12 protein-coding genes, 1 tRNA gene and 1 pseudogene are annotated in these 16,655 nt (G+C 65.0%); all 14 read left to right on the top strand.

The features are described from left to right. A pseudogene (locus ASD69_RS21590) lies at positions 1–100 on the top strand (elongation factor Tu); the annotation flags it as partial. Between the two features lie 123 nt (positions 101–223). Next, positions 224–299 (top strand) — tRNA-Trp (locus ASD69_RS20915). 93 nt (positions 300–392) lie between these two features. Continuing rightward, entirely contained in the window at positions 393–767 is a 375-nt protein-coding gene (gene secE / locus ASD69_RS20910; protein ID WP_056183348.1) for a preprotein translocase subunit SecE, read from the top strand. Positions 768–771: 4 nt separating this feature from the next. Next, a complete protein-coding gene (gene nusG / locus ASD69_RS20905) occupies positions 772–1,341 on the top strand; it encodes a transcription termination/antitermination protein NusG (RefSeq protein WP_056183347.1) in 570 nt (189 codons plus the stop codon). A gap of 204 nt (positions 1,342–1,545) precedes the next feature. Next, on the top strand, positions 1,546–1,974 hold the full coding sequence (gene rplK / locus ASD69_RS20900; protein ID WP_055902450.1) for a 50S ribosomal protein L11: 429 nt from the start codon (positions 1,546–1,548) through the stop codon (positions 1,972–1,974). 3 nt (positions 1,975–1,977) lie between these two features. Continuing rightward, positions 1,978–2,676 (top strand): 50S ribosomal protein L1, encoded by a 699-nt coding sequence (gene rplA / locus ASD69_RS20895; protein ID WP_055902452.1) that lies wholly within the window; start codon positions 1,978–1,980, stop codon positions 2,674–2,676. A 396-nt stretch (positions 2,677–3,072) separates the two neighbouring features. Then, on the top strand, positions 3,073–3,603 hold the full coding sequence (gene rplJ, locus ASD69_RS20890; protein WP_056183344.1) for a 50S ribosomal protein L10: 531 nt from the start codon (positions 3,073–3,075) through the stop codon (positions 3,601–3,603). Between the two features lie 63 nt (positions 3,604–3,666). Next, positions 3,667–4,041: a 50S ribosomal protein L7/L12 gene (gene rplL / locus ASD69_RS20885; protein ID WP_056183343.1), complete on the top strand. Its 375-nt coding sequence runs from the start codon at positions 3,667–3,669 to the stop codon at positions 4,039–4,041. 271 nt (positions 4,042–4,312) lie between these two features. Then, a complete protein-coding gene (rpoB, locus tag ASD69_RS20880; protein ID WP_056183340.1) occupies positions 4,313–8,464 on the top strand; it encodes a DNA-directed RNA polymerase subunit beta in 4,152 nt (1,383 codons plus the stop codon). A gap of 120 nt (positions 8,465–8,584) precedes the next feature. Then, a complete protein-coding gene (gene rpoC, locus ASD69_RS20875) occupies positions 8,585–12,832 on the top strand; it encodes a DNA-directed RNA polymerase subunit beta' (RefSeq protein ID WP_056183334.1) in 4,248 nt (1,415 codons plus the stop codon). A 359-nt stretch (positions 12,833–13,191) separates the two neighbouring features. Continuing rightward, entirely contained in the window at positions 13,192–13,566 is a 375-nt protein-coding gene (gene rpsL, locus ASD69_RS20870) for a 30S ribosomal protein S12 (RefSeq protein WP_036115437.1), read from the top strand. Between the two features lie 83 nt (positions 13,567–13,649). Beyond that, entirely contained in the window at positions 13,650–14,117 is a 468-nt protein-coding gene (rpsG, locus tag ASD69_RS20865) for a 30S ribosomal protein S7 (protein ID WP_055902462.1), read from the top strand. Positions 14,118–14,264: 147 nt separating this feature from the next. Continuing rightward, positions 14,265–16,385: an elongation factor G gene (gene fusA / locus ASD69_RS20860; protein ID WP_056183329.1), complete on the top strand. Its 2,121-nt coding sequence runs from the start codon at positions 14,265–14,267 to the stop codon at positions 16,383–16,385. Positions 16,386–16,550: 165 nt separating this feature from the next. Continuing rightward, positions 16,551–16,655: GTP-binding protein (locus tag ASD69_RS20855; protein ID WP_082559638.1), on the top strand; the 105-nt coding region annotated here is incomplete at its 3' end.

Genomic DNA, 16,655 nt, shown 5'->3' with positions numbered 1-16,655 from the left:
GCTGATCAACCCGGTGGCGATGGACGACGGCCTGCGCTTCGCGATCCGCGAAGGCGGTCGTACGGTCGGCGCCGGCGTGGTGGCGAAGATCATCAAGTAAGATCTCAGCGACGGTCGCAAGGCCGTCGCGAGCCGCGAACGGCGGGCCGGTAAGCACGGTCCGCCTTCGCTGTTTAGAGGAAACCGAGTCTTGCGGGACTCCCGCGGGCCGGTTCGAAGCAATACGCCAGTAGCTCAATTGGCAGAGCAGCGGTCTCCAAAACCGCAGGTTGGGGGTTCGAGTCCCTCCTGGCGTGCCACCTAGGCAATGCGGATCCCTCCGCGCAAGCCCGGCCCCGCGGTCGGACTTTCACCAAGAAGGCGGCTGCGCAAGCGCCCCCGCGATGGAACGGATGAACAGCAAGGTCGAACAACACGGTTCTGCGTCCGCAGGCGACTTCGTCAAGTACGCCCTGGCGGTGCTTCTGGTCGCCGGCGGCGTGTTCGCGTTCTACTGGTTCGACTGGGCCACCGCGCTGCGCGCGCTGGTCGTGGTCGCCGGTCTGGTCGCCGGCATCGGCGTGTTCCTGACCAGCGCCAAGGGCCACCAGACGCTCGAGTTCCTGTCCGAGTCGCGTTTCGAGCTGCGCAAGGTGGTCTGGCCGACCCGCCAGGAAGCCATGCGCACCACCTGGGTAGTGATGATCGCGGTCGCGATCCTCAGCCTGATCCTGGCCGGCTTCGATCTGATCATCGCCGAACTGGTCAAACTGATTTTGGGGCACTGAGGCAATGACCGAAGTACATAAGCGCTGGTACGTCGTTCACGCCTACTCCGGCTTCGAGAAGTCGGTGGCGCAGGCGCTGCGCGATCGCATCGTGCGTTTCGAGATGCAGGAGCGCTTCGGCGACGTCCTGGTTCCGACCGAGGAAGTGGTCGAGATGCGCTCCGGCCAGAAGCGCCGTTCCGAGCGCAAGTTCTTCCCGGGCTACGTGCTGGTCCAGATCGCCACCCACGACGAAGCCGGCATCCCGCGCATCGACAGCGAGAGCTGGCACCTGATCAAGGAAACCCCGAAGGTCATGGGCTTCATCGGCGGCACCGCCGACCGTCCGCTGCCGATCCAGGACCGCGAGGCGGACATGATCCTGCAGCGCGTTCAGGACGGCGTCGAGAAGCCCAAGCCCAAGGTCCTGTTCGAGCCCGGCGAGATGGTCCGCGTCATCGACGGCCCGTTCGTGGACTTCAACGGCGTGGTCGAGGAAATCAACTACGACAAGAGCCGCCTGCGCGTGGCGGTGCTGATTTTCGGCCGCTCGACCCCGGTCGAGCTCGAGTTCGGCCAGGTCGAGAAGGCCTGACCGGGGCTCCGGAGCCCTCCAGCAGGGTTCCGGAAAGCCTGCTATACTTTCCGGCTGCGCAGCCCAGGGCGCGCACCGAACCAGGAAACCGCAGCCGCCGCAAGGCGGCTGTCGGCGTCTGAAAAAACGTGAAGCCGGGACACGTGATATTCCCGGTCCGATGGGGAGCCTGAGTCCCAGGCGCTTGCACCCGGAGAGAAGAAGATGGCTAAGAAAGTAGTTGGTTACATCAAGCTGCAGGTGAAGGCCGGTCAGGCCAATCCGTCGCCGCCGGTGGGCCCCGCCCTCGGTCAGCGCGGTCTGAACATCATGGAGTTCTGCAAGGCGTTCAACGCCGCGACCTCCAAGCTGGAGCCGGGTCTTCCGACCCCGGTGATCATCACCGCGTACTCCGACCGTACCTTCACCTTCATCACCAAGAGCACCCCGGCTTCGGTGCTGCTGAAGAAGGCCGCCGGCATCAGCTCGGGCTCCAAGCGCCCGAACACCGAGAAGGTCGGCAAGGTTACCCGTAAGCAGCTCGAGGACATCGCCAAGGCGAAGGAAGCCGACCTGACGGCGGCCGACCTGGAAGCGGCGGTGAAGACGATTGCGGGTTCGGCCCGCAGCATGGGTCTCGTGGTGGAGGGCTAAGACATGGCGATCAGCAAGCGCGAAAAAGCAATCAAGGCCGCCGTGGTCCCGGGTAAGGCTTACGCCTTCGACGAGGCCATCAAGATCGTGAAGACCGCGACCAAGGCCAAGTTCGTCGAGTCCGTCGACGTCGCCGTCCGTCTGGGCGTGGACGCGAAGAAGTCCGACCAGCAGGTGCGCGGTTCGACCGTGCTGCCGGCCGGTACCGGCAAGTCCGTGCGCGTGGCGGTGTTCGCCCCCGCGGGCGCCAAGGCCGACGAGGCCCTGGCCGCTGGCGCCGAGGCCGTCGGTATGGACGACCTGGCCGAGAAGATGCAGGCCGGCGACCTCAACTACGACGTCGTCATCGCGACGCCGGACGCCATGCGCGTGGTCGGTAAGCTCGGCCAGGTGCTGGGCCCGCGCGGCCTGATGCCGAACCCGAAGGTCGGCACCGTCTCGCCGAACCCGGCCGAAGCGGTCAAGAACGCCAAGGGCGGCCAGGTGCGTTACCGCACCGACAAGGCCGGCATCATCCACTGCACCATCGGCAAGGCCTCGTTCGAAGACGCCTCGCTGAAGGACAACCTGCAGGCGCTGCTGCTGGACCTGATCAAGGCCAAGCCGTCGACCGCCAAGGGTCAGTACCTGCAGAAGATCTCGATCAGCTCGACCATGGGCCCCGGCGTGACCGTGGACCAGGCTTCGCTGGCGCTCAAGTAAGAAACAGATAGGAGTGAGTGCGGGGAAGTGAGGAGTGAGCGAAAAGCCAAGTTCGCTCCTACTCGTTTCTCGCTGCTCTCGTCTCACTCCTAGATTTTTGAGGGCATCGCCAGGGGCCAGTCCCCGAACGAAGCCGTCAAAGACCGCAGGCGCGGTCAGCGCGTATCGACGACGGGCACGGAAGCTCGGTTTGGCAAGGAGTCGCCGTCGGTACTAGCGGGATCGCTTAATTCGGACTCTTCGGAGCCGGGCCCGCGCAGATGGTGCCGCCCTACTGAAACCTTTCAGGAAAGGCCACCACCCGGGACGCCCCAGGCGTCCCCGGCGCCAAGGACAGGTGCCGCTCAGGACCGCAAGCGGCAGGAGCCGTGAGCGGAGTTCACAAGAGGAGTGTTTATGGCTCTTAATCTGTCTCAGAAGCAAGAAGTAGTCGCCGAGCTGGCAGAAGTCGCCGCGAAGGCTCACTCCTTGGTTGCTGCCGAGTACGCGGGCACGACGGTCGCTCAGATGACCGCCATGCGCAAGAAGGCTCGTGAAACCGGTGTGTACTTGCGTGTCGTCAAGAACACCCTGGCTTCCCGCGCCGTGGCGGGTACCGAATACGAGTGCGCGCAAGACGCCCTCGTCGGTCCGCTGCTGTACGCGTTCTCGACGGAAGAACCCGGCGCTGCCGGGCGTCTGATCAAGGAATTCGCCAAGGGCAACGACAAGCTGCAGGCCAAGGTGGTCGCCATGGGCGGCCAGCTGTACCCGGGCAGCCACGTCGAAGTGCTGGCCTCGTTGCCGACCCGCGAGCAGGCCCTGGCCATGCTGGCGCGCGTCCTCGCCGAACCCGCAAGCATGTTCGCCCGCGCCGTCAAGGCCGTGGCCGACAAGCAAGGCGGCGGCGAAGCCGAACCGGCCGAAGCCGTGGCGGAAACGGCGTAATCGCCGTTCGCTCAGCGAATACCTACTGAACCGATTCGTTTAATTTCCTAAAAGGTTAATCACATGTCCCTGTCCAACGAACAGATCGTCGACGCCATCGCCGAGAAGACCCTTCTCGAAGTGATGGAGCTGGTCAAGGCGATCGAAGAGAAGTTCGGCGTCTCCGCCGCTGCCCCGATCGTCGCTTCGGCCGGCCCGGCCGTCGCTGCCGCCCCGGTCGAAGAGCAGACCGAGTTCAACGTCATCCTGAAGGCCGCCGGCGAGAAGAAGGTCGAGGTCATCAAGGCCGTCCGTGCCATCACCGGCCTGGGCCTGAAGGAAGCGAAGGACCTGGTCGAAGGCGCTCCGCAGACCGTGAAGGAAGCCGCTTCGAAGGAAGAGTCCGAGAAGATGAAGAAGGACCTCGAGGCCGCTGGCGCGACCGTCGAAGTGAAGTAAGTTGCATCGCGTCGCCGGATTCATCATGGCGACCACCTGAGGCTGGGGACGAAAGTCCCCGGCCTTTGGCCGTTGTTGGAATATCGGAAACAAAGTCCCGAGTTGGCAGTCGGAAGTAGCGGGAGAAGGCGTGCTGGTGCCGGCAATACCAGCGACTTCCCACTGTCAGTTCTTCGTTCCCTCTGGGTTTGCGGTCGCGGACGCGCGATCTGCCCGAGACGCCGCAACGGCGTATCGAAAGCCCACCAGAAAACCGAGGCGGTAGCTCACCATGACGTACTCGTTCACCGAAAAGAAGCGCATCCGCAAGGACTTCGGCAAGCGCAAGTCGATTCTCGAAGTGCCTTTCCTGCTGGCCATCCAGGTCGACTCCTACCGCGAATTCCTGCAGGAGAACACCGAGCCGAGCAAGCGCGCCGATCGCGGCCTGCATGCGGCCCTGAAGTCGGTGTTCCCGATCTCCAGCTACAGCGGCAACGCCGCGCTCGAATACGTCGGCTACAAGCTTGGCGATCCGGCGTTCGACGAGCGCGAGTGCCGTAACCGCGGCCTCAGCTACGGCGCCCCGCTGCGCGTGACCGTGCGCCTGGTGATCTACGACCGCGAGTCGTCGACCAAGGCCATCAAGTACGTGAAGGAGCAGGAGGTCTACATGGGCGAGATTCCGCTCATGACCGACAACGGCACCTTCATCGTCAACGGCACCGAGCGCGTCATCGTCTCGCAGCTGCACCGTTCGCCGGGCGTGTTCTTCGATCACGACCGCGGCAAGACCCACAGCTCGGGCAAGCTGCTGTACAGCGCCCGCATCATCCCCTACCGCGGCTCCTGGCTGGACTTCGAGTTCGACCCGAAGGACGCGCTGTTCACCCGTATCGACCGCCGCCGCAAGCTGCCGGTCACCGTGCTGCTGCGCGCGCTGGGCTACAACAACGAAGAGATGCTCGCGCAGTTCTTCGAGATCAACACCTTCCACATCGACCCGAAGGAAGGCGTCCAGCTCGAGCTGATCCCCGAGCGCCTGCGCGGCGAGACCCTCAACTTCGACCTCGCCGACGGCGACAAGGTCATCGTCGAGGCCGGCCGCCGCATCACCGCGCGCCACGTCAAGCAGCTCGAGCAGGCCGGCGTCGCCGCCCTGGCCGTGCCGGACGAGTACCTGGTCGGCCGCATCCTGTCCAACGACGTCGTCGACGCCAAGACCGGCGAGCTGCTGGCCTCGGCCAACGACGAAATCAGCGACGACCAGCTGGCCGCGTTCCGCAAGGCCGGTATCGACAGCGTCGGCACGATCTGGGTCAACGACCTCGACCGCGGCCCGTACCTGTCCAACACCCTGCGCATCGATCCGTCCAAGACGCAGCTGGAAGCGCTGGTCGAGATCTACCGCATGATGCGTCCGGGCGAGCCGCCGACCAAGGACGCCGCGCAGAACCTGTTCCACAACCTGTTCTTCACCTTCGAGCGCTACGACCTGTCGGGCGTCGGCCGGATGAAGTTCAACCGCCGCATCGGCCGCAAGGAAACCACCGGCGCTTCGGTGCTGTACGACGCCAAGTACTTCGCCGAGCGTAAGGACGAAGAGTCCGCGCGCCTGCGCAACGAGCTGGGCGATAGCTCCGACATCCTGGACGTGATCCGCGTCCTGACCGAGATCCGCAACGGTCGCGGCACCGTCGACGACATCGACCACCTGGGCAACCGCCGCGTGCGTTCGGTCGGCGAAATGGCCGAGAACGTGTTCCGCGTGGGCCTGGTCCGCGTCGAGCGCGCGGTCAAGGAGCGCCTGTCGATGGCCGAGTCCGAAGGCCTGACCCCGCAGGAGCTGATCAACGCCAAGCCGGTGGCCGCCGCGATCAAGGAGTTCTTCGGCTCCTCGCAGCTGTCGCAGTTCATGGACCAGAACAACCCGCTGTCGGAAGTCACGCACAAGCGTCGCGTGTCGGCCCTCGGCCCGGGCGGTCTGACCCGCGAGCGCGCCGGCTTCGAAGTGCGCGACGTGCACCCGACCCATTACGGCCGCGTCTGCACCATCGAGACGCCGGAAGGCCCGAACATCGGCCTGATCAACTCGCTGGCCGTGTTCGCCCGCACCAACAAGTACGGCTTCCTCGAGACGCCGTACCGCAAGGTCGTGGACGGCAAGGTCACCGACGACATCGAGTTCCTGTCGGCGATCGAAGAGAACGAGTACGTCATCGCCCAGGCCAACGCGACCCAGGACGACAAGGGCGTGATGACCGACCAGTTCGTGGCCTGCCGCTACCAGGGCGAGTCGCTGCTGAAGCCGCCGCTCGAGATCCACTACATGGACGTCTCGCCGATGCAGACCGTGTCGGTCGCGGCGGCGCTGGTCCCGTTCCTCGAGCACGACGACGCCAACCGCGCGCTGATGGGCGCGAACATGCAGCGTCAGGCCGTTCCGACCCTGCGTAGCCAGAAGCCGCTGGTTGGCACCGGCATCGAGCGCGCCGTGGCGCGCGACTCGGGCGTGACCGTGAACGCCCTGCGTGGCGGCGTGATCGAGCAGATCGACGCCGGCCGCATCGTGGTCAAGGTCAACGAGGACGAGATCACCGACGTCACCGACGCCGGCGTCGACATCTACAACCTGATCAAGTACACGCGTTCGAACCAGAACACCTGTATCAACCAGACTCCTCTGGTGAAGGTGGGCAACGTGATCGCCCGCGGCGACGTGTTGGCCGACGGTCCCTCGACCGACATCGGCGAGCTCGCGCTCGGCCAGAACATGCTGGTCGCGTTCATGCCGTGGAACGGCTACAACTTCGAAGACTCGATCCTGCTCTCCGAGCGCGTGGTCGAGGAGGATCGCTACACCACGATCCACATCGAAGAGCTGACCTGCGTCGCCCGCGACACCAAGCTGGGGCCGGAGGAAATCTCGGCCGACATCCCGAACGTCTCCGAGCAGGCGCTGAACCGCCTCGACGAGTCCGGCGTGGTCTACATCGGCGCCGAAGTGCGCGCCGGCGACATCCTGGTCGGCAAGGTCACGCCGAAGGGCGAGTCGCAGCTGACTCCGGAAGAGAAGCTGCTGCGCGCGATCTTCGGCGAAAAGGCCTCCGACGTTAAGGACAGCTCGCTGCGCGTGCCCCCGGGCATGGACGGCACCGTCATCGACGTGCAGGTCTTCACCCGCGACGGCATCGAGAAGGACAAGCGCGCGCGCCAGATCGAGGAATCCGAGATCAAGCGCGTCAAGAAGGACTTCGACGACCAGTTCCGCATCCTCGAAGGCGCGATCTATGCCCGCCTGCGCTCGCAGCTGGTCGGCAAGGTCGCCAACGGCGGCGCCGGCCTGAAGAAGGGCGACGTCATCACCGAGGCGTTCCTGGCCGGGCTGAAGAAGTCCGAGTGGTTCACCCTGCGCATGAAGGACGACGAGGCGATCGACGCCATCGAGCGCGCCCAGAAGCAGATCGACACCCACGAGAAGGAATTCGAGCGCCGCTTCACCGACAAGCGTTCGAAGATCACCCAGGGCGACGACCTCGCGCCGGGCGTGCTGAAGATGGTGAAGGTGTTCCTGGCCGTTAAGCGCCGCATCCAGCCGGGCGACAAGATGGCCGGCCGTCACGGCAACAAGGGCGTGGTCTCGACCATCGTTCCGGTCGAGGACATGCCGTACGCCGCCGACGGCCAGACCGTCGACATCGTGCTGAACCCGCTGGGCGTGCCGTCGCGTATGAACATCGGCCAGATCCTCGAGGTGCATCTGGGCTGGGCCGCCAAGGGCCTGGGTCAGAAGATCCAGCGCATGCTGGAGGCTCAGCAGAAGATCGCCGAGCTGCGCAAGTTCCTCGACGATATCTACAACCACGACCAGAAGGTGCACGGTCAGCGCGTCGATCTGAAGCAGTTCAGCGACGAAGAGCTGTTGACGCTGGCCCACAACCTGACCGACGGCGTGCCGATGGCGACGCCGGTGTTCGATGGCGCGGCCGAAGTCGAGATCAAGCGCATGCTGGAACTGGCCGAACTGCCGAGCAGCGGTCAGACCATCCTGCACGACGGTCGTACCGGCGAGGCGTTCGAGCGTCCGGTCACCATCGGCTACATGCACATGCTGAAGCTGAACCACCTCGTCGACGACAAGATGCACGCGCGTTCGACCGGTCCGTACTCGCTCGTCACCCAGCAGCCGCTGGGCGGCAAGGCGCAGTTCGGCGGCCAGCGTTTCGGCGAAATGGAAGTCTGGGCGCTGGAAGCCTACGGCGCGGCCTACACCCTGCAGGAAATGCTGACGGTGAAGTCCGACGACGTGCAGGGCCGCAACCAGATGTACAAGAACATCGTCGACGGCGAATACGAGATGGTCGCCGGCATGCCGGAGTCCTTCAACGTGCTGGTGAAGGAAATCCGCTCGCTCGCGATCAACATGGAGCTGGAAGAGAACTGAGAAGCAGTGATTGGGGATTCGGGATTCGGGATTGGCAAAGGCTTAGGCCGGCCGTCCCGATCCATCGAGTCCCCGCTTTAACGAATCTCAAATCTCTAATCCCGAATCCCGGAGTCACACATGAAAGACTTGCTCAATCTCTTCAACCAGCAGCGCCCCGCGCTGGACTTCGACGCGATCAAGATCGCGCTGGCTTCGCCCGACCTGATCCGTTCGTGGTCGTTCGGCGAAGTGAAGAAGCCGGAAACCATCAACTACCGTACCTTCAAGCCCGAGCGCGACGGCCTGTTCTGCGCCGCGATCTTCGGACCGATCAAGGACTACGAGTGCCTGTGCGGCAAGTACAAGCGCATGAAGCACCGTGGCGTGGTCTGCGAGAAGTGCGGTACCGAGGTCACCCTGGCCAAGGTCCGTCGCGAGCGCATGGGTCATATCGACCTGGCTTCGCCGGTCGCCCACATCTGGTTCCTCAAGTCGCTGCCGTCGCGCATCGGCCTGATGCTGGACATGACCCTGCGCGACATCGAGCGCATCCTGTACTTCGAAGCCTATGTCGTCACCGAGCCGGGTCTGACCCCGCTTGAGCGCGGCAATCTGCTGACCGAAGAGCAGTTCCTGCAGGCGCGTCAGGAGCACGGCGACGACTTCGAGGCCGCGATGGGCGCCGAGGCGGTCTACGACCTGCTGCGCACGATCGACCTCCAGGCCGAGATGATCCAGCTGAAGGAAGAGATCGCCTCGACCAACAGCGAAACCAAGCTCAAGCGCCTCACCAAGCGCATCAAGCTGGTCGAAGCCTTCCTCGAGTCGGGCAACCGCCCCGAGTGGATGGTCATGACCGTGCTGCCGGTGCTGCCGCCGGACCTGCGTCCGCTGGTCCCGCTGGACGGCGGCCGCTTCGCGACCTCCGACCTGAACGACCTGTACCGCCGCGTCATCAACCGCAACAACCGTCTGCGCCGCCTGCTCGAGCTCAATGCGCCCGACATCATCGTGCGCAACGAGAAGCGCATGCTGCAGGAGTCGGTCGACGCCTTGATGGACAACGGCCGTCGCGGCCGCGCCATCACCGGCACCAACAAGCGCCCGCTCAAGTCGCTGGCCGACATGATCAAGGGCAAGCAGGGCCGGTTCCGTCAGAACCTGCTCGGCAAGCGCGTGGACTACTCGGGCCGTTCGGTCATCGTGGTCGGCCCGACCCTGCGTCTGCACGAGTGTGGCCTGCCGAAGAAGATGGCGCTGGAGCTGTTCAAGCCCTTCATCTTCGCCAAGCTGCAGCGTCGCGGCCTGGCCACCACGATCAAGGCCGCCAAGAAGCTGGTCGAGCGCGAAGAGGCCGAGGTGTGGGACATCCTCGAAGAGGTGATCCGCGAGCACCCGGTGCTGCTGAACCGCGCCCCGACCCTGCACCGTCTGGGCATCCAGGCGTTCGAGCCGGTCCTGATCGAAGGTAAGGCCATCCAGCTGCACCCGCTGGTCTGTACCGCGTTCAACGCCGACTTCGACGGCGACCAGATGGCCGTACACGTCCCGCTGAGCCTCGAGGCCCAGCTGGAAGCGCGCGCCCTGATGATGGCGTCGAACAACATCCTGTCGCCCGCCAACGGCGAGCCGATCATCGTGCCGTCGCAGGACGTCGTGCTCGGCCTGTACTACATGACCCGCGCCCTCGAGAACAAGATGGGCGAGGGCATGGCGTTCGCCAACGTGGCCGAAGTCAAGCGCGCCTACGACAACCGCGTCGTGCAGATCCACGCCAAGGTCAAGGTCCGCATCAGCGAGACCGTGGTCAACGAGGACGGCACCCGCACGCCGAAGACCTCGATCGTCGACACCACCGTCGGCCGTGCCCTGCTGCGCGAGATCCTGCCGGACGGCCTGCCGTTCGCGCTGGCCAACACCGAGCTGACCAAGAAGAACATCTCCCGCCTGATCAACAGCTGCTACCGCATGCTGGGCCTGAAGGACACGGTCGTGTTCGCCGACAAGCTGATGTACACCGGCTTCGCCTACGCGACCCGCGCCGGCGTCTCGATCGGCATCGACGACATGATCATCCCGAAGGAAAAGGAAGGCATCGTCGCCGAGGCCGAAGGGGAAGTGTTGGAAATCCAGCAGCAGTACCAGTCGGGCCTGGTCACCGCCGGCGAGCGCTACAACAAGGTCGTCGACATCTGGTCGCGCACCAACGAACGCGTCGCCAAGGCGATGATGGACGCGATCGGCACCGATCACATCACCAACGCCAAGGGCGAGGCCGTCGATCAGAAGTCGATGAACTCGCTGTACATCATGGCCGACTCGGGCGCCCGCGGTTCGCAGGCGCAGATCCGTCAGCTGGCCGGTATGCGCGGCCTGATGGCGCGTCCGGACGGCTCGATCATCGAGACGCCCATCAAGGCGAACTTCCGCGAAGGCCTGAACGTGCAGGAGTACTTCAACTCCACGCACGGTGCCCGTAAGGGTCTGGCCGATACCGCGCTCAAGACCGCGAACTCGGGTTACCTGACCCGTCGTCTGGTCGACGTGGCGCAGGACGTGGTGATCACCGAAGACGATTGCGGCACGCTCGAGGGTCTGATGATGACCCCGATCGTCGAAGGCGGCGACGTGGTCGAGCCGCTGCGCGACCGCGTGCTGGGTCGTGTCGTGGCCGAGGACGTGTTCCTGCCGGGCAACGACGAGGATCCGATCGTCACCCGCAACACCCTGCTCGACGAGGCTTGGGTGGCCAAGCTCGAAGAGGCCAGCGTCCAGTCGATCAAGGTCCGCTCGACGATCACCTGCTCCAGCAGCTTCGGCGTGTGCGCCAACTGCTACGGTCGCGACCTCGGCCGCGGCCACCTGGTCAACCACGGCGAAGCGGTCGGCGTCGTCGCCGCGCAGTCGATCGGCGAGCCCGGCACGCAGCTGACCATGCGTACGTTCCACATCGGCGGCGCGGCTTCGCGAGCGGCGGCGATCGACAACGTCACGGTCAAGACCACCGGTTCGATCAAGTTCAACAACCTCAAGCACGTCGCGCACGCCAACGGCCACCTGGTCGCGGTGTCGCGCTCGGGCGAACTGTCGGTCCTCGATCCGCACGGTCGCGAGCGCGAGCGCTACAAGCTGCCCTACGGCGCCACCATCAGCGTCAAGGACGCCGCCGAGATCAAGGCCGGCCAGCAGGTCGCGAACTGGGATCCGCATAACCACCCGATCGTGTCGGAAGTGGCGGGCTTCATCCGCTTCGTCGATTTCGTCGACGGCGTGACCGTCATCGAGAAGACCGACGACCTGACCGGCCTGGCTTCGCGCGAGATCACCGATCCGAAGCGTCGCGGCTCGCAGGGCAAGGACCTGCGTCCGGTCGTGCGCATCGTCGACAAGAACGGCAAGGACCTGTCGATCCCGGGTACCGATCTGCCGGCGCAGTACCTGCTGCCGCCGCGTTCGATCGTCAACCTGCAGGACGGCGCCCCGGTGGGCGTGGGCGACGTGGTCGCCAAGATCCCGCAGGAAGCCTCCAAGACCCGCGACATCACCGGCGGTCTGCCGCGCGTGGCCGACCTGTTCGAGGCGCGCAAGCCCAAGGACCCGGCCGTGCTGGCCGAGCGTTCGGGCATCGTCTCGTTCGGTAAGGACACCAAGGGCAAGCAGCGCCTGATCATCAAGGACACCGACGGCAACGAGCACGAAGAGCTGATCCCGAAGTACCGCCAGATCATCGTGTTCGAAGGCGAGCACGTGGAGAAGGGCGAGACCGTGGTGGACGGCGAGCCGAGCCCGCAGGACATCCTGCGCCTGCTCGGTGTGGAGCCCCTGGCCGTGTACCTGACCAAGGAAATCCAGGACGTCTACCGCCTGCAGGGCGTGAAGATCAACGACAAGCACATCGAAGTGATCGTCCGTCAGATGCTGCGCAAGGTCGAAATCACCGACCAGGGCGGCAGCAAGTTCCTGCACGGCGAGCAGATCGAGCGTCAGCGCTTCGTCGAGGAGAACGCCCGCCTGCTGGCCCGCAACGAGATCCCGGCCAAGTACGACCCGGTCCTGCTGGGCATCACCAAGGCCTCGCTGGCGACCGAGTCGTTCATCTCGGCCGCGTCGTTCCAGGAGACCACCCGCGTCCTGACCGAGGCCGCCGTGCGCGGTACCCGCGACGGCCTGCGCGGTCTGAAGGAAAACGTGATCGTGGGTCGCCTGATCCCGGCCGGTACCGGCCTGGCGTACCACACCCAGCGCCGCAAGAACGCCTCGGGTCTGACCGACTCGGAGATGGAGGCGCTGTCCGGCCCGGTTGCGGTGGCGGTCGAGGCTCCGGCCCCGGCGGCCGTCGAGGCCGAGGTCGCGGCGCCGGCCGGCGACGAGTCCAGCGCCTCCTGAGGCCTGGACCCGCGCCCCGACCCTTCCCCGTACGCGGGGGAGGGCGGCGGCGGGTAGGTGCTGGCAAGGCGGCACCAAGTAACGTATAGTTAGGAGTTCGGACTGTCCCTCGGGACGTCCCAGATCACGAAAAGAGGCGCATGGAGCGCCTCGTGTTCGGCCCAGGGTAGGGCGGGATCGCAGGTAGTAGAACGGCTGTGCCACGCGGAAACCCCGCGGCGGGCGGCTGTTCCGATAGCTCGCGTTGACGGTAACGTCGAACGCGGGCTATACTTTTTCGTCTCGGTGGGCCGGTTTTGCCGGCTTGCCGTTTGCTTCTCAACGTAGTGGCCTCACCGCCCCTCACCAAAGAGTTCCTGATGGCAACGATCAATCAGCTCGTCCGCAAGCCGCGGCAGGCGACCACCTACAAGAGCGCCTCGCCGGCGCTCGCGAACTGCCCGCAGCGTCGCGGCGTTTGCACCCGCGTGTACACCACCACCCCGAAGAAGCCGAACTCGGCGCTGCGTAAGGTGGCCAAGGTTCGTCTGACCAACGGTTACGAGGTCATCTCGTACATCGGCGGCGAAGGCCACAACCTGCAGGAGCACAGCGTGGTGCTGATCCGCGGCGGCCGAGTCAAGGACCTGCCGGGCGTGCGCTACCACACCGTTCGCGGCTCGCTCGACGCCGCCGGTGTCGCCAAGCGTCGCCAGAGCCGTTCCAAGTACGGCGCGAAGCGTCCGAAGTCCTAAGCGCGTAGCTGCCCAGGCGCGCGCCCTTCGGCGCCGCAACCCGCAAGCACGTCTGTCAAGAATCACGAGAATAGGTACGCACCATGTCGCGTAAAGGTTCCACCCCGCAGCGTTCGGTCCTGCCCGATCCCAAGCACGGCAGCGAGACGATCGCGCGCTTCATCAATATGGTCATGCAGAGCGGCAAGAAGTCCGTCGCCGAGAAGATCGTCTACGGCGCCATGGACGTGATCGGGGAGAAGAACCCGAACGCGCTCGAGCTGGTCGAAAAGGCCCTCGGCAACGTCTCGCCCGCGGTCGAAGTGAAGTCGCGTCGCGTCGGCGGCGCCACCTACCAGGTGCCGGTCGAAGTGCGTTCGTCGCGCCGTATGGCCCTGGCGATGCGTTGGCTGATCGAGTCGGCGCGCAAGCGCGGCGAGAACACCATGCCGCGCAAGCTCGCCGCCGAACTGCTCGACGCCTCGGAAAACCGCGGCGGCGCGATCAAGAAGCGCGAAGAAACCCACCGTATGGCGGAAGCGAACAAGGCGTTCGCCCACTACCGCTGGTGATCAGAGCGCCCCAGGGCACCTGAGTGCCCGGGCCTCAGCAGCGCGTCGCGCGCTGCCGCGGCGGCGTAATGGCCGCCTAGCGAACCGGAGGCCGCCCACGAGGCGGCGTCCGGCCATCTGGAATTCGAAAACTTACGAGAGGGTCCCGTGGCTCGCACCACTCCCATCGAGCGTTACCGCAACTTCGGCATCATGGCCCACATCGACGCGGGCAAAACCACGACGTCCGAACGCATCCTTTTCTACACCGGCGTCAGCCACAAGATCGGCGAAGTGCACGAAGGTGCCGCGACGATGGACTGGATGGAGCAGGAGCAGGAACGCGGCATCACCATCACTTCCGCCGCGACCACCGCGTTCTGGAAGGGCATGGACAAGTCCCTGCCGGAACACCGCTTCAACATCATCGATACCCCCGGACACGTCGACTTCACCATCGAAGTCGAGCGCTCGCTGCGCGTGCTCGACGGCGCGGTGTTCGTGCTGTGCGCCGTGGGCGGCGTGCAGCCGCAGTCGGAGACCGTGTGGCGCCAGGCCAACAAGTACTCCGTGCCGCGCATGGCGTTCGTCAACAAGATGGACCGCACCGGCGCCAACTTCGACAAGGTCGTTGAGCAGCTGAAGGCCCGTCTGGGCGCCTACGCCGTGCCGATGCAGGTGCCGATCGGCGCCGAAGAAGGCTTCGAGGGCGTGGTCGATCTGCTCAAGATGAAGGCGATCCATTGGGACGTCGCGTCGCAGGGCACCAAGTTCGAGTACCGCGACATCCCGGCCGACCTGCAGTCGAAGGCCGAGGAAGCGCGCGCGTTCATGGTCGAAGCCGCGGCGGAAGCCTCGGAAGAGCTCATGGACAAGTACCTCAACGAGGGCGAGCTGACCGAGGAAGAGATCATCGCCGGTCTGCGCGCGCGCACCCTGCGCGTCGAGATCGTGCCGGTGTTCTGCGGCTCGGCGTTCAAGAACAAGGGCGTGCAGGCCATGCTCGACGGCGTGATCAACCTGCTGCCGTCGCCGTCCGACCGTCCGCCGGTTCCGGGCATCGACGAGGACGAGAAGGAAGACAGCCGCAAGGCGTCCGACACCGAGCCGTTCTCGGCGCTGGCGTTCAAGATCATGACCGACCCGTTCGTGGGTTCGCTGACCTTCTTCCGCGTCTACTCGGGCGTGCTGAATTCGGGCGACCAGGTGTACAACCCGGTCAAGTCGAAGAAGGAACGCGTCGGCCGCATCCTGCAGATGCACGCCAACCAGCGCGACGAAATCAAGGAAGTCCGCGCCGGCGACATCGCCGCGGCCGTGGGCCTGAAGGACGTGACCACCGGCGACACGCTGTGCGCGCAGGATCACATCATCACCCTCGAGCGCATGATCTTCCCGGAGCCCGTCATCTCGATGGCGGTCGAACCGAAGACCAAGTCGGACCAGGAAAAGATGGGTATCGCCCTGGGCCGTCTGGCGCAGGAAGATCCCTCGTTCCGCGTCCGCACCGACGAAGAATCGGGCCAGACCATCATCGCCGGCATGGGCGAGCTGCACCTGGACATCCTCGTCGACCGCATGAAGCGCGAGTTCAACGTCGAAGCCAACGTCGGCAAGCCGCAGGTGGCCTACCGCGAGACGATCCGCAAGTTGGATGTCAAGTCGGATTACAAGCACGCCAAGCAGTCCGGCGGTAAGGGTCAGTACGGTCACGTCGTGATCGAGCTGTCGCCGATGAACGAGAAGGACCGCGCCAACGAGGACGTCGAGAACGATTTCCTGTTCGTCAACGACATCACCGGCGGCGTGATTCCGAAGGAATTCATCCCGGCGATCGAGAAGGGCCTGCGCGAAACCATCACCAGCGGTCCGCTGGCCGGCTTCCCGGTCGTGGGCGTCAAGGTCAAGCTGGTGTTCGGCTCGTACCACGACGTCGACTCGTCGGAAATGGCGTTCAAGCTGGCCGCGTCCATGGCGTTCAAGGAAGGCTTCCGCAAGGCCGATCCGGTCCTGCTGGAGCCGATGATGAAGGTCGAAGTCGTGACGCCGGAAGAGTACGTCGGCGACGTGATGGGCGACTTGAGCCGCCGTCGCGGCCTGTTGCAGGGCCAGGACGACACGCCGTCGGGCAAGACCATCAACGCGATGGTTCCGCTGGGCGAAATGTTCGGTTACGCGACCACCATCCGTTCGCTGACCCAGGGCCGCGCCACCTTCACGATGGAATTCGATCACTACGCCGAGGCGCCGAACAACATCGCCGAAGCCGTGATCAAGAAGGGCGGCTGATTCAGGTCGGGATCCGGAGGCGGGGATTCGCAAAGCGGATTCCGCCTGCTTCCGGGGCCCGTACCGGCTCTGATCCAGTGCAAGTCTAGTTAGAGGGATTGGGCGGCTTCGATCGTCGAATCCCCAATCCCGAATCACGAATCACAGAACTTTGAGAGAGACATCATGGCTAAGGGTAAATTCGAGCGCACCAAGCCGCACGTGAACGTGGGCACCATCGGCCACGTGGACCACGGCAAGACCACGCTGACCGCAGCGCTGACCAAGGTG

It is taken from the genome of Lysobacter sp. Root604, from assembly GCF_001427505.1.
In the GTDB taxonomy this organism is placed as follows: Bacteria; Pseudomonadota; Gammaproteobacteria; order Xanthomonadales; family Xanthomonadaceae; genus Lysobacter.
This window is presented reverse-complemented; position numbering and strand designations above follow the sequence as displayed.

Excerpts from the sequence above, each read along its gene's own strand:
- rplK (WP_055902450.1), top strand. The coding sequence starts at position 1,546 with ATGGCTAAGAAAGTAGTTGGTTACATCAAGCTGCAGGTGAAGGCCGGT.
- rpsG (WP_055902462.1), top strand. The coding sequence starts at position 13,650 with ATGTCGCGTAAAGGTTCCACCCCGCAGCGTTCGGTCCTGCCCGATCCC.
- rpoC (WP_056183334.1), top strand. The coding sequence starts at position 8,585 with ATGAAAGACTTGCTCAATCTCTTCAACCAGCAGCGCCCCGCGCTGGAC.
- rplL (WP_056183343.1), top strand. The coding sequence starts at position 3,667 with ATGTCCCTGTCCAACGAACAGATCGTCGACGCCATCGCCGAGAAGACC.
- rplJ (WP_056183344.1), top strand. The coding sequence starts at position 3,073 with ATGGCTCTTAATCTGTCTCAGAAGCAAGAAGTAGTCGCCGAGCTGGCA.
- rpsL (WP_036115437.1), top strand. The coding sequence starts at position 13,192 with ATGGCAACGATCAATCAGCTCGTCCGCAAGCCGCGGCAGGCGACCACC.
- rplA (WP_055902452.1), top strand. The coding sequence starts at position 1,978 with ATGGCGATCAGCAAGCGCGAAAAAGCAATCAAGGCCGCCGTGGTCCCG.
- secE (WP_056183348.1), top strand. The coding sequence starts at position 393 with ATGAACAGCAAGGTCGAACAACACGGTTCTGCGTCCGCAGGCGACTTC.
- nusG (WP_056183347.1), top strand. The coding sequence starts at position 772 with ATGACCGAAGTACATAAGCGCTGGTACGTCGTTCACGCCTACTCCGGC.
- rpoB (WP_056183340.1), top strand. The coding sequence starts at position 4,313 with ATGACGTACTCGTTCACCGAAAAGAAGCGCATCCGCAAGGACTTCGGC.